Here is a 14,769-nt window from a genome sequence, read left to right as displayed (position 1 = left end):
GGGAGAAAAAAATGGCAAACTCCAAGAAATTAGCCAAGCTGGGTCTTGCATCGCTCTTTGTGATGGGTACTGTCCTTTCGGCTTGCGGCAGCAAAGACGCTAGTCCTTCTTCAAGCACTTCAGCGGCGCCTCAAGCAAGCGCTTCAGCGACGGCAAGCAATGGTATCGACACCAGTAAAGAAGTGAAACTGAAGATGGTTTTGCTCGGCTCCAAGCCGAAAGCTTTTGATGAAGTCTACGGTGAAGTGAATAAATTGATGAAACAAAAAATTAACGCGACCCTTGACGTCAGCTTCCTGGATTGGGGAGAGTACCAACAGAAATATCCGCTGATGTTTGCAGCGAATGAGGATTTCGATCTCGTATTTTCGGCAACTTGGTCTTACTACGCTCAGCAGGCTACGAAAAACGGATTCATGGAACTGACGGAAGATATGCTGAAAAAATATGCGCCGAAGACGTGGGCAGAAGAGCCGAAAGTCGCATGGGATCAAGCCAAAATCAACGGCAAAATCTACATGGTGCCGCAAAATAATTTCGAGTACAGCTACCACATGGTAGGCATTCGCGGCGACTTGCGCCAAAAATATAATTTGCCGGAGCTGAAAAACTACGACGATTATGTCACATTTTTGAAAACGGTTGCTGAGAAAGAGAAAGATTTTAAACCGAGTATCGGAGCCAGTGAATTCAATGCGATCGAATTGGTACAGCCGAATGAATGGAACTTTGTCGTGCCGCAACTGCCTGTTGTATACAAAGTGACCGATGCTTCCGGTAAACTGTTCAACTATGCGGATACGCCTGAATTCGCAACTTTCTCGAAGAAAATGTTTGACACGCAAAAAACAGGAGCTTGGTCGAGAGACGCTATTGCTAATAAAGTCGACAAAACACAAGCGTTTAAAGACGGCAAATTGGCAGCTGTCGAGTGGAACTTAGGTACACTGCTTCGTGCTAAATCCGAAATGCAAACGACTCATCCGGATTGGAAAGTGGAGCTCTACGATCTAAGCGCCGACAAAAAACGTCTATCTAACCCATTCATCAACAACGGCATGTCCGTACACGCAGGCTCCAAAAATGCCGAGCGCGCGCTAATGGCTATTGACTTGCTCCGTTACGATCCTGAAATTCACGATTTGACAAACTACGGGATTAAAGGAAAGCACTATGAAGCTGTTGGCAGCGACCAATTCAAACCATTGGCAGCTTCCGCCGACTTTCCGCCGTCAGGAACGGATCCTTGGGGCTGGAACTCTCTGCATGAGCGTCTAGACTCTACAGTAGCTGCTGAAACGCAGAAGTTTACGGAAGATTGGAAGAAGACTGTTACCGTGAACCATCCGCTGGAAACTTTCACTTTTGACGATACGAAAGTAAAGAATGAGGTGGCCGCTGTTAGCAACGTGATGGAAACTTACGGTAAACCGTTGTTCTATGGTCTTGTTGATCCGGATGATGCGGCCCATGGCTTAAAAATATTCAACGACAAGCTGAAGCAAGCCGGAATTGAGAAAATCATTGCCGAAATGCAGAACCAAGCCAACCCGCTTATTGCGAAAAAATAAATCAAACACGAATCCGTCTCCCGGGCCTCACGGTCTTGGGAGGCGGTTTTTTTACCGATAGAATACACAGGTAATCGATAATTTGAAGGGTTATTTCCAGTCAGCGAACTTGCTAACATGGAATTGATCTTGGTAAGCGCTACCAACATAACGAAGAAAGGAATGACAAGATGAAAAAGAGTTTGGCAATCGCACTGGGCATCGTATTGGCATCCGGCTCTATTCCGGCGGCTTTTGCTGATGAGTCCGTTTCACAGAGCATCAAGATTAATCCGATTCAGGGAATTTCTCCTGATTTTATTAAGGGCGCCGACGTCTCGATGCTCAAACAAATTGAGCAAAGCGGAGGCAAGTTTTACGATCAAGGTGTTGAAAAAGAAGCGCTGCAAATCTTGAAAGATCACGGCGTAAATTGGGTACGGCTCCGAATTTGGAATCATCCTTTTGATAAAGATGGCAACCCGCTTGGCGGAGGCAACAACGATAAGGCAAGGACGGTAGAGATCGCAAAAAGAGCAAAGGCTCTTGGCCTTAAGGTACTTCTAGATTTTCACTACAGCGATTTTTGGGCAGATCCTTCCAAACAGAACAAGCCTGCTGAATGGGAGGGCAAAAATACGGAAGAGCTTCAGCAAGCTCTCTACGACTACACGGCCGATGTCATCCATAGTCTGGTTGCCGAAGGCGCTATGCCTGAAATGGTACAGATCGGCAACGAAACGAATACTGGGATGGTTTGGCCGGATGGGCAAACGACAGGGAGCGGGGGGTATGAGGGCTGGGCTAACCTCGTTAAGAAGGGCGTCCAAGCAGTTCGGGATCACGATCCCAACAACAGTGATCCTGCGAAAAAAACGAAAATTATGATTCATTTGGCAGATGGCGGAAATAACGAACTTTTTCGCAGAAATTTCGATCAATTGCAGGCTCGCGGAGTGGATTACGATGTTATCGGCTTTTCTTATTATCCCTATTGGCATGGCCCAATGAATCAGCTTCAACAAAATATGGAGGACATCTCCAAGAGGTACAACAAAGAAGTGCTCGTTGCTGAGAACGCTTACGCTTATACACTCGATGATGCGGATCATTTTTCAAACAATTTTGGTCCCGGTCAAGAGCAGCTTGGGGGATATAAGGCAACTGTGCAGGGGCAAGCGCAAGAAGTAAGAGATGTCATGAACGCGGTTGTTCAAGTATCGGATCATAGAGGACTGGGCGTATTTTATTGGGAGCCCGACTGGATTCCGGTCAAAGGCGCGGAATGGAGCTCGAAGGAAGGCGAGGGCAACGGCTGGGAAAATCAGGCGATGTTCGATTTCAACGGCAATGCATTGCCGTCGCTGGATGTATTTAATCGCGTATCCACTCCTGTAAACGGAGATCCTTTTGTAGCTGCACCGACTTTCATCCAACCGGTAGACGTTCATGTCACAGTAGGAGGAACACTGCTGCTTCCGAATAGAGTCAAGGTTACATATACGGACGATTCGATCAGAGAAATGCCGGTCACGTGGGACCAATTGGGGGCGGATGCGCTGAATCACCCTGGAACAGTAACGCTCCAAGGCACGGTAACAGGCGTTGCCATCAAAGCTTCGGGCACGATCCTTGTACAAGGGGCTGCCAATTTGGTGAAAAACCCGGGCTTTGAGAGCGGCGACAACAGCAATTGGACGATCACTGGCGATAACAGTGCTGTGAAAGTCACGGCTGATAGCGCCAATGCTCACGCCAGCAGCTATGCGCTGCACTATTCGCTGCCCCAAGCCATGCCGTTTATGGCAACGCAAACGATTACGGGCTTGCCTAACGGCTCCTATACACTGAAGGTTTGGTCGCATGGAGGCGGCGGAGAGAACAGTCTCAAGTTATTTGCCGGCAATTATGGCGGAGAAGAGAAGACCGCTGACATTCAGAACACGGGCTGGCTGCAATGGAAACATCCCATTGTTATGGACATTCAAGTCACGAATGGTCAAGCCACGATTGGGGTTAAAGCGGACGGTAACGCCGGCAACTGGGGAAATATCGATGATTTTGAGTTTTATACGGACAGCTCTGCGGAGAATTTGAATGCTCCGGTACAAGTGAAGAAAGGATCCGGTTTTACGGTAGGTATCGGTAACGGGGGGTTGGTGGATACGATCTACGCGGAAGATGTCACTGCGAAATACGATGCCGATAAATTTGATTACCAGACCGCACAAAGCTCAGATCCCCAGACGGTTCTACTTCAAGCGGATCATAGCGCTCCTGGCCGTATAAGACTTCTTATCGCTCATGTCGGCGGGAAATCGATGAATATGAATTCGGTGAACCTAACTTTTACAGCAAAGACAAATACGAACGCGGCAGACGGCACGATTGCAATCGAGAAAGCTGAATGGGGAACTGCGCCTGCGGGTGCTGTTATTGTGCCGGCATCATTCGGCTCGGCCAGAATCTTGCTGACGAACGCTAGCAGTGGAGATTCGCATGACTCGGCTCCAGGATACAGCCAAACGGCAAGCCAGGCGAGTTCGGATGATCCCATACAACTTGGAGCGGACGGATCCGTGATGATCGTTCAAAAAGCCGCAATGAATGTCAATCAAACGGCTGTCGCATCATTGTCAGCAGAGCGCTGGAAACAAATGATGGAACGTGCCGGCGCTGACCAAGGAAATCAAGGAAAAATCGTGCTCGAAATTTCCAAAGTAGAAGGAGCCGTATCCTACGAGCAAAAGCTGCCAAGATCAATTTTAACTGCGCTTCAAGCCGATCAGCAAATTGAAATCAAAACGCCTCTTGGAACCGTGTCTGCATCAAGTCAGATGTTGAACGCTTCTAACCTTGGTACAACGGACGATGTCAGTTTGTATATGGAAACCGTGAAGCCGGATGCTATATCTGAAGCATTGAAAAAGGAAATTGGCGGCAAACCCGTCGTCGAGCTGATTGTAAAGTCAGGGGCTGAACGCATTCCTTGGAACAATCCCGGCGCACCGGTGACAGTATCCATTCCTTATTCGCCGACAGCTGAAGAACTGCAATCACCAGACCATCTCACCGTTTACTATCTGGATGGCGCGGGTCATGCCGTAGCTGTACCTAACGCTCATTACGATTCTGCTTCAGGCAGTGTTGTATTCACCACGACCCACTTTAGTTCATATGCAGTCGCCTTCGTCAAAGCATCCTTTGGTGATCTTGCCAATTACGAATGGGCGAGGAAAGCTGTCGAGTCGCTTGCATCCAAAGGCGTAACTAACGGCACTTCTGCTATTTCATTTAGTCCAGAGAGACCTGTGTCTCGTGCTGAATATCTAGTGATGCTGACCAGAGCGCTTGGCTTGACGGCGAAAACGGGCGCGAATTTTATCGACGTTCATCCTTCAGATGATTACTTTGAGGTCTTAGCCGTGGCCAAAGCCTTAGGCATTGCAGAAGGCGGCGGAGACAACCGATTCCATCCTGAAGCACCCATTTCTCGGGAGGATGTAATGGTTCTTACCGCAAGAGCGCTTCAGCATTCCAAAAAGTTCAATTCGAAAGATGATGTTTCCATCTTAAGTCGATTTAACGATCAATCCGAGATCTCAGACTACGCCGCTTCAGCGGTTGCCGCTCTGGTGAAAAAAGGGGTCATTGATGGAAATGTGAATGGCATTGCACCTCAGGCTGAAACAACGAGGGCGGAAGCAGCGGTTATCATTTATAGATCCTTGCAGCCATAAATCAAAGTCAAAGGAGGTCAACTGTATGAGGATCAGAAAAGTAATAATAACAAGCATGATTGCAGCGTTATTGCTTCTAGCCAGCATCCCTTTGGCAAGCACAGCGGGAGCGACAGCAGCGGATACAAATAATAATTTGGTTGTCAATCCCGGTTTCGAGGCTCCGAATCTGTCGCCGTGGGTCATTACGGGCACGACTTCTGCAGTAAGTATTCAAGCTAAAGACAATCATACGCCGGACGGATCTCATTCTGCCGCCTATTGGTCGGCATCTGACTTTCAGTTCACCGTGTCTCAGACCCTTGTGGGGTTAGCGGATGGAAGATACAGCTTATCGGCTTGGTCCCAGGGAGGCGGGGGTGAAAAAGTTTCAAAACTTTTCGCCAAGGATTACGGCGGTACGCAGTTGAATGCGGATTTTCACAACAATGGCTACAATCAATGGAACAATCCTCAGCTGACGCACATTAATATTAATGTCACGAACGGTCAATGCACTATTGGTTTTTATGTGGAGGGAAATGCGGGTAATTGGGGTTCATTTGACGATATCGTATTTACCCGGATAGGCGATATCGAAGGTACGCCTTCGCCATTATTTATGGAGCCCGTGAATGTCAGCGCCTTAGTCCATATGGCTCCCGAGCTGCCTTCAGTCGTAAAGGCTGTATACATGGACGATCATTCTTATGCTGCTGTTCCGGTGACTTGGGAACCGGTGAATGAAGCGAAGTATGCTCAAACAGGCACGTTTCAGGTCAATGGGATGGTTCAAGGCTCGGAAATTCCAGCTGTGGCCAAAGTTGCAATAACGCTTAAATCAGCTGATTTGAACGGGGACCAGCAGATAAATGTAGCCGATTTGGCTTTGGCTGTGTATTATCTTCAAGCAACTTCAGCTTCGGCCGATTGGGATAACGCTAAGGCCGCTGATCTCAATAATGACGGGATCGTCAATCAATCCGATCTACAGTTGATTACTGAGAAGCTGCTTCAAGGTTCCATCTGAAGAATTTACAGGTAATCGATATTTTAGCGGGTATTTTTGTGGGTTTTATGCTGTTACACTGATGTTGAAAATGGCATCATGATGTCCAAGCGTACCCCATTTATAACCTTGAGGTGATCAGCATGTCCCACAAATATCCGCCTATAAGTCCGAAGCTTCCTGTTTTTATGCACGGAGCCGATTACAACCCCGATCAATGGCAGCATGATCCCCATGTGCTGGAAGAAGATATACGCATGATGAAGCTGGCCAAGTGCAATGTGATGGCGATCGGCATTTTTGCCTGGTCCGCTTTAGAGCCGCAAGAAGGAATTTTTACCTTCGAATGGTTGGACCGCGTGCTGGACACGTTCGCAGCGAACGGAATCTATGCATGGCTGGCAACGCCGAGCGGCGCAAGACCGGCCTGGATGGCCGAGCAATACCCGGAAGTGCTGCGCGTGGGCAGCAACCGCGTGCGGAACTTGTTCGGCGCGCGGCATAATCATTGCTATTCGTCTCCCGTGTACCGGGAGAAAGTAGCCATTATGAACAAAAAGCTGGCCGACCGCTATGCGCACCATCCGGCAGTTGTCGGTTGGCACATCTCCAATGAGTATGGAGGAGAATGTCATTGCGATTATTGTCAGCATGCGTTTCGCGGATGGCTGCAGCGTAAGTACGAAACATTAGACGCTCTAAACATGGCATGGTGGACGGCATTTTGGAGTCATACCTATACAAGCTGGTCGCAAATCGAATCTCCGGCGCCGCATGGCGAAAATTTGGTTCATGCGATGAATCTGGATTGGAAAAGATTCGTGACCGACCAAACCGTTGATTTTTGCCGTCATGAAATTTCACCTCTGAAAGACGTCAATTCGAATCTGCCGGTCACTACCAATCTGATGGACGCCTATGAGGGATTGAATTATTGGAAGTTTGCGGACGTATTGGACGTCGTGTCATGGGACGCCTACCCGACATGGCATGACGCTGCGGATCAAAGCGATTTGGCTGCGTGGTTTGCCATGAACCATGATATGTTCCGTTCGATTAAGGGCGGCCAACCTTTCCTGCTGATGGAGAGCACGCCAAGCTTGACGAACTGGCAGCCCGTCAGCAAGCTGAAACGTCCGGGCATGCATATGCTGGCTTCTCTGCAGGCGGTGGCGCACGGCGCGGATTCGGTCCAGTATTTTCAGTGGCGCAAAAGCAGGGGCGCAAGCGAAAAGCTGCACGGAGCCGTGATCGATCACGTGGGACATGAACATACGCGCGTATTCCAAGATGTGGCTGCCGTTGGCGGCATTTTGGAGAAATTAACGGAAGTACTCGGAACCTGGGTTCCGGCAGAAGCGGCACTCATATTTGATTGGGAGAACCGCTGGGCGGTAAAGGATTCTCAGGGCCCGCGCAATATGGGCATCAAATATGAAGAAACGGTCCTTCGTCATTACCGGGCGTTCTGGGATCAAGGCGTTCCTGTGGATGTCATCGATATGGACGGCGATTTTAACAAATATAAGCTAATTGTTGCGCCTATGTTGTATTTGGTTCGTCCAGGTGTAGGAGAGCGGATCGAAGAGTTTGTTGCTGCTGGCGGGACCTTTGTGACTACCTATTGGTCAGGCATTGTTGACGAGAATGATCTTTGCTTCCAAGGTGGATTCCCGGGTCCATTGCGCAAGACACTCGGTATTTGGTCGGAGGAGATCGATGGGCTTCACGATCATGATGTGAATCATATCGTTTGTACCGAGGATAACTCCCTGAATTTATCAGGCGAGTTTGAAGTGCGGGAGCTTTGTGATCTGATCCATACGGAAGGCGCTGAAACGCTTGCCGTATACGGCGGAGACTTCTATGAAGGCCGGCCGGCGATTACCGTTAACCGTTTTGGCAAGGGGAAAGCGTATTATCTCGCTGCTCGCGGGCAGGATTCCTTCCATCGCGTATTTTACAAGCGGATCTTCTCGGAAGCTGGAATCGTTAGCGCTCTCCAGACAGAGCTTCCTTCGGAAGTGACGGTTCAATTACGGTCGGACGGAGAGTACGAGTACGTATTTGTTATGAATTTCAGCAGTAGCGAGCAGATGATCCGCATGGATGACAACTCATACACGGAGATATTATCGGGCAATCAAGTTTCGGCGCTGGAAAGCCTTGAGTTGCCGCCCTATGGTGTCCGGATTTTGAAACGCAGCAAGTGATGAACATGGAAAATTTTGAAAAAGGATGCTGGGAAATTGTTCCCAACATCCTTTTTTCAACGGTTAAGCATGTTTAAATTCTTTACAGATGCCCTCTGGATAAGGCGCTATCCGCTATGGAAGTTGCAAATCGTAGAACGAGAAATAGTGGGTGTACAGCTGCAGAGGTGTTTTTCATCGTTACTGACATATGGGGATGCTGCAATCGTGTCTGAAACGATGCTTTTCATCTTTCCAGACGAGCAAAAAAGCAGCTTTGTACGCTGAGCGATGCTGGAAAAGTGTTTTACATCATTACAGTGCCCGAGTTGAAATGAAGCCGTGCCTCTAACGATATTTTTCATCTTTCCAGAAGAATAGATGGAGGATAGACAAGAACCTGAAAATCTTCCAAGTTTTTCTTGCACAGGTTTTCGATCCTATAAAGGAAAATGGACCTTCCTTCGCGAACCATTCCAACTACATAGTGATTATCCGAAAAGAAATGTGGTGTTCGTCTCATGAAACCAGGGTTTCTCCTTTGGCTCAAGGAAATTCGGAATCTCCGGATTAAGGGTAAACTCTTCCTTCTTATCACCATCAGCATGGCGGTCAGCTCGTGCATTTCATTAGTAGGCCTGCAAATTGCTTATTCGATGTACGACCAACAAATTTACGAGAAGTCTTCGCAAGTGCTGAATCTTTCATCGTCGATGATTGAGAATGAATTGAACAAAGTGGAACGGCTCACATTCAGCATCATGTCTGACGAACAAATCCAGCAAAACCTGGTTGTCTTAAATACGAGTGACAATGACTACGTTCGTATCCAATCGCGTGCGAAGCTGGTGGATCGACTTGTTCAATATATCAATTCAGAAACATATATTATCGCTGCCAACATTACGGACTTGCATGGCGACAGTTATTCCAGCGGCAATTTGACAGCGCTATCAAATGAGCGACAGCGATGGATTCAAACGACGGCCGATCGGGGCGACGGCAGCTTGGGCTGGGTTTTTCCGGATGCTCAGGATTACAGCTTGATAGCCGCCAGGCAAATTCGCTCTTTTGATAATTTGGATATGAAAAAGCTTGGCAGTCTGGCGCTGCAGGTCAATCTGGACAAGATCGTAAACGTTTACGCAAGAGAAGCAGTTACGAGAGAGGGCGAACTGCTCATTGTTTCGGGAAATAACTTAATCTATCCGCGAACGGTAAGCTTGAAGGCGTTAATCAATGATGGAAGTCCGCTAGACGCTGCGAAAGGCTACCGCATCATCGAACAAGATGGAGAGAGCTATTTTGTTTCGCACATTCATTCTGACAATTTAGGCTGGACGTACTACAATACCCTTCCTTTTCAAACCATTTTCCATAACATCATTCTGATGAAAAATTGGATGATTGCCGCCTTTCTGATCAGTTTTTTTCTGCTCGTCGGGTTTAGCATGGCGGTTGCCCGAAGTATTACCAGGCCGATAGAAGGCTTGATTACAAATATGAGAGGCTTGCAAATCGGCGATTTGGAAAGCTCCGATCTCTATGCGATCGCACTGCCCTCCGCACAGATGGATGAGGTGGGACTGCTGCAGCGGACGTATCGGATGATGATTGTCCGTATTCAAGAGCTGATCAAAGAAAATTACACCAAACAGCTCATTATTAAAGAAACGGAGTTTCGCTCGCTGCAGGCACAGATTAATCCGCATTTTCTCTACAATACACTGGAGTCGATCAACTGGATCTCAAAGATGAACGGCCAGAAACAAGTATCTCGGATGGTTGAAGCGCTTGGCTATCTGCTAAGATCATCCATCAGTTTGAAACAGGATATTATCTCTGTTGGGGAAGAACTTCAGCTTGTTCAGCATTACATTACGATTCAAAAAGTTCGCTTTGAGGAGCGGCTCGATTTTCGGCTGAATGTCCCCGAGTCATTAGCCAGTCACAGAATTCCGAAGCTGACCTTGCAGCCACTGCTTGAAAATGCGATCAAATATGCGGTAGAAGTAATGCTGGAGCCGTGTACGATTCAAATTTCGGGCAGAGCAACGGAAGATGCCGTAGAGCTGGTAGTTGAAGATAATGGTCCGGGCATCGATCAACCGTATTTGGAGCAGATCATGAAAGGCGAGCGGCAAACGAAAGGTACCGGCATCGGCTTGAAAAATATCGACGAACGGATCAAGTTATCCTTCGGCGAAGCGTTTGGCATTCAGGTGGAGAATCGGGAAAGCGGCGGCACCAAGGCTACGATTCGAATTCCGTTGATAAAGAGAGGTTAAATGCGAATGTATAATGTGCTTCTTGTTGATGATGAACGTATGATTCTGGAAGGAATTTCATCCATTGTCGATTGGCAATCGGTCGATACCGTGTTAATGGGGACGGCGCGGAATGGCGTCGAGGCGTATGCTTTTGTTTGTGAACATGCTCCGGACATTATTATTAGCGATATCCGTATGCCGGGAATGGATGGTTTGGGACTTGTCGCTAAAGTGAAAGAAACCCATCCGCAGATCCGGTTTATTATGCTTTCCGGGTTTGATGAGTTCGAGTATGCCCAAATCGCCATGCAGCACGGCGTGAAGCACTATTTATTGAAACCGTGCAATGAGAACAGCATCCTCAGCGCACTCGGCGAGCTCGTTGCCGAGTTTCAACTGGAAGCCGGCAAAGAGGCTTTTATTCAATCGATGAAAACGAATATGAGCAAAATGCTTCCTCATGTCAAAGAGCAGTTCCTCAAAGAGTTTGTTACCAATAAGTCTTACGGCGGCCGCGATTGGGACTATTATCAGGATCTTTTTGGTCTTCGGGCTATTCATAAGCACGTAAGGCTGCTTCTTTTCCAGCTTGAGGGCAAGTTCGAGTACGAACATCTTTTTGCCGTGAAAAATATTGCGGAGGATATGCTGGATCAACCGCTTCTAAGTTCGACCGTCTCCGAGCAAGTGCTCATCGTCATCGAGGATTATGATGATTTGGAGCGGTTGCAAGGGCAGATCAGTGAGATTCAGCGCATATTCGCTCTATATTACAAAATAGACACGACCATCGCATTAAGCGAAGCCGGAGATATCGTTGAGGCCAGGCGTTTATATGCGCAAGCGCTTGACTGTTTAGGGCATCGCTTTTACCTGGGAGAAGGCGGGCTTATTATGGCTCGCGATATTTCGGATGCATCTGCGGCACTGGATGGTGATTTCGTTTATGACGAAAATCGGATTGTATTCCCGATACGGGCCGGAAACTGGCAGGAAGCGGAGCATGAAATCGATGCTTTCTATGAACAATTGGCGGGCTCAAGACTGGGTATTCAGGCAACGAAAACCTATGTGCTTCAACTTTATATGTCCATGACCCGGCTGTGCGCGGAAGAGCAGATGAACATGTATATGGGGCAATTAGTTCAACTGACGCAAATGGATACCATGCAATCGGGCAAGGCCTATTTGAAAAGAACGGCGCAAGAGATCACAAGTTTGAATTTTCAACAAAATAAAAAGAAGCATTCGGCGATTATCCAGAAGGTAATCGATATTGTAGACGAGCAAGTCGGCAATCCGGAGCTTTCGCTTAACTGGGTCGCGCATCAGATGCTTTATATGAACCCGGACTACCTCGGCAAGCTTTTCAAGAAAGAAACTGGTGAGCGGTTTTCTAACTACGTGGTCACGGTCAGAGTCACGAAGGCGATGGAACTCATCAAGCATCAGGATGATGTGAAAGTATTTGAATTAGCGGAACAATTCGGTTTTGGGGACAACCCGCAATATTTCAGTCAAGTGTTTAAAAAAATAGCCGGCTGTGCGCCTTCGGAGTACAAGAAACTAACCCTGTGAGGCCGCACTTCACTGTTTTTTGAACATTTATCGCGGTTTATTGCATTCATCTTTAACCGTTACAAGCAGATAATAGGAATTGTAGAGCATGAGTGACTCATAGGGAGGAAGCTATCTATGAAACGCAAACCGTTGCCTTTTTTGCTCTCGGCGGCACTGCTTCTGGCCCTGACCGGCTGCAGCAGCGCTGTGCACTTAATGTCAGGTGAAACAGTGACACCTAGGACGACAGCTGAGACGAAGCAAGGAGATGTCAAGCTTCGGATCGCTTGGTGGGGAGGCCAGGTTAGACACGATTACACATTAAAATTGATCGAACGGTATCAACAGGAACATCCTCATGTGAAAATCGACACGGAATATGCGGGATTTGATGATTATTGGAAAAAGCTGGCTCCGCAAGCGGCGGCTAACCAGCTTCCGGATATTATTCAAATGGACATTTCGTATTTGGGCCAATATGGCAGCAAAGAGCTGCTGGAAGATTTAACGCCGCTTGCGAAAAGCGGAGTTTTGGACATCAGCGCCGCCACATCGGATACGATCAATACCGGACGAGTAGACGGCAAGCTGTACGGGATTCCTCTTGGTATCAATGCTTTAGGCACCATTTATGATGCCGAACTGATGAAGCAAGTGGGCATTCCATCCATAGACCGCAATTGGAATTGGTCGGTTTTGGAGCAAATCAATGAGAAAATGAAACAGCAGGGCAAAGTGTTGGATCACCTTCGGTTCGATCAATTTTTTCCCTATTATTTACGGACGCAAGGTCAGCATTATTTTAGCAGCGACGGTACTAGTCTTGGTTATACGGATCCTGAATACTTTATCGACTATTACAAGATGTACAAAAAATGGTATGACGCCGGTTACATGCGATCCTGGGATAAAGAAGTATTATCGAAATTAACGCCTGAAGAGAATCCAATCGCCTTGGGCGACGGCTTTATGACGATGGCCTGGTCGAATCAATTCGTCACACTGCAGCAAGCGTCCAGAAAATCATTGCAAATCACGGGACCGCCTGGCCCGAACCAGAAGCAGGGGCTTTATTTGAAACCAACGATGTTGTTTTCGATTCCGAAGAGCTCGAAGCAGAAAGAAGAGGCGGCCAAATTCATCTCCTGGTTCATCAATGATTTGGAGGCGAACAAATTAATTAAAGGGGACCGGGGGATTCCGATCTCGAGCAAAGTGAAAGAAGGATTGAAACCGACACTCCGCCCGGAAGAACAGCAAGTCTATGAATATGTTGCCTGGGCCGAGCAAAACAGCAGTACCATGGAACCGCCGGATCCTACGGGCGCAGCGGAAGTGAGCAAGCTGCTTAAAGATATGCAGGAACAAATTTTATATAATAAAATTTCCATCGAAGAAGCTGCAGCCAAATTTCAAAATGGTGCGAATGCCATCCTGGCCAAAAATGAGAAATAGCGTAATCTACGATTCGCTAAGGTTGAAGCAGGAGGGCGGCCGATGAGTCGCCCTTCACATATACAGAAATGGACACAGACAGGGAGTGAAACTATGAAACTACGTGAAAATAATCACATAGTCGGATATGTGTTTATCTCGCCATTTGTTTTAGGATTTCTGATTTTTACTCTATTTCCGATGCTATCATCCTTATACTTCTCTTTCACAGAGTATGATCTGCTTTCTGCTCCGCGTTGGGTCGGTTTGGCTAACTATGAGAAGATGTTCACCGATGATAACAAGATTATGGATTCCATTCGCGTCACGCTGATTTATGTGCTGACATCGGTTCCTATGCGGCTCATCATCGCTTTGCTTGTTGCCATACTGCTGAACAGAGTTGCTCGTGGCATTGGCTTGTACCGGGCGACCTATTATTTGCCTTCCTTGATTGGCGGCAGCGTGGCCGTGTCCATTATGTGGCGGCAAATTTTTGGAGACAAAGGGCTCATCAACGCGCTCCTTGGCGCGATCGGGATCGAAACGCACACGTCATGGATCGGCTATCCGGCGACGGCGCTCGGCACCTTGGTGCTGTTGTCAGTGTGGCAGTTCGGTTCGTCCATGCTCATCTTCCTCGCAGGGCTTAAGAATATTCCGGCCTCATATTACGAAGCGGCGAGCGTGGATGGAGCGGGGCCGCTGAACAAATTTTTTAACATAACGCTTCCACTGTTAAGTCCAATCATTTTGTTTAACTTGATTTTGCAAACCATCTCCGGATTTCTGACCTTCACGCCGGCTTATATCATATCCAATGGAGAGGGTGGACCGCTGAACAATACGCTGTTATATTCGCTTTATTTGTTCCATCGCGCTTTCGTATTTTTTGAAATGGGCTATGCGTCCGCGATGGCGTGGCTCATGCTGCTCTTGATCGGAATCATTACACTGGTCATTTTCAAAACATCCAAATACTGGGTTCATTACGAAAGCTAGGAGGAGATCGGACATGGTCATACGAGTAAAAAA

The 14,769-nt window shown here is 47.7% G+C and carries 8 protein-coding genes; all 8 read left to right on the top strand.

What is annotated here, in order from left to right; translation table 11 throughout:
• The first annotated feature begins 11 nt into the window (after positions 1-11).
• The 8 genes from ACFQZT_RS02275 (at position 12) to ACFQZT_RS02240 (ending at position 14,736) form a co-directional block, all read left to right on the top strand.
• Entirely contained in the window at positions 12-1,571 is a 1,560-nt protein-coding gene (locus ACFQZT_RS02275; protein ID WP_379296130.1) for an ABC transporter substrate-binding protein, read from the top strand.
• A gap of 170 nt (positions 1,572-1,741) precedes the next feature.
• Positions 1,742-5,290 (top strand): glycosyl hydrolase 53 family protein, encoded by a 3,549-nt coding sequence (locus ACFQZT_RS02270; protein WP_379296128.1) that lies wholly within the window; start codon positions 1,742-1,744, stop codon positions 5,288-5,290.
• Positions 5,291-5,315: 25 nt separating this feature from the next.
• Positions 5,316-6,299: an Ig-like domain-containing protein gene (locus ACFQZT_RS02265; protein WP_379296126.1), complete on the top strand. Its 984-nt coding sequence runs from the start codon at positions 5,316-5,318 to the stop codon at positions 6,297-6,299.
• Positions 6,300-6,421: 122 nt separating this feature from the next.
• Entirely contained in the window at positions 6,422-8,491 is a 2,070-nt protein-coding gene (locus ACFQZT_RS02260) for a beta-galactosidase (RefSeq protein ID WP_379296124.1), read from the top strand.
• Positions 8,492-8,991: 500 nt separating this feature from the next.
• On the top strand, positions 8,992-10,758 hold the full coding sequence (locus ACFQZT_RS02255) for a cache domain-containing sensor histidine kinase (protein ID WP_379296122.1): 1,767 nt from the start codon (positions 8,992-8,994) through the stop codon (positions 10,756-10,758).
• 6 nt (positions 10,759-10,764) lie between these two features.
• A complete protein-coding gene (locus tag ACFQZT_RS02250; protein ID WP_379296120.1) occupies positions 10,765-12,318 on the top strand; it encodes a response regulator transcription factor in 1,554 nt (517 codons plus the stop codon).
• 117 nt (positions 12,319-12,435) lie between these two features.
• Positions 12,436-13,755 (top strand): ABC transporter substrate-binding protein, encoded by a 1,320-nt coding sequence (locus tag ACFQZT_RS02245; RefSeq protein WP_379296118.1) that lies wholly within the window; start codon positions 12,436-12,438, stop codon positions 13,753-13,755.
• Between the two features lie 93 nt (positions 13,756-13,848).
• Positions 13,849-14,736, top strand: a complete 888-nt coding sequence (locus tag ACFQZT_RS02240; protein ID WP_379296116.1) for a carbohydrate ABC transporter permease — start codon at positions 13,849-13,851, stop codon at positions 14,734-14,736.
• Positions 14,737-14,769 lie beyond the last annotated feature (33 nt).

It is taken from the genome of Paenibacillus sp. GCM10027628 (genome assembly GCF_042676385.1).
Lineage (GTDB): Bacteria > Bacillota > Bacilli > Paenibacillales > NBRC-103111 > Paenibacillus_E.
The sequence above is the reverse complement of the archived record's forward strand: the minus strand, read 5'-3'. Positions and strand labels throughout refer to the sequence as shown.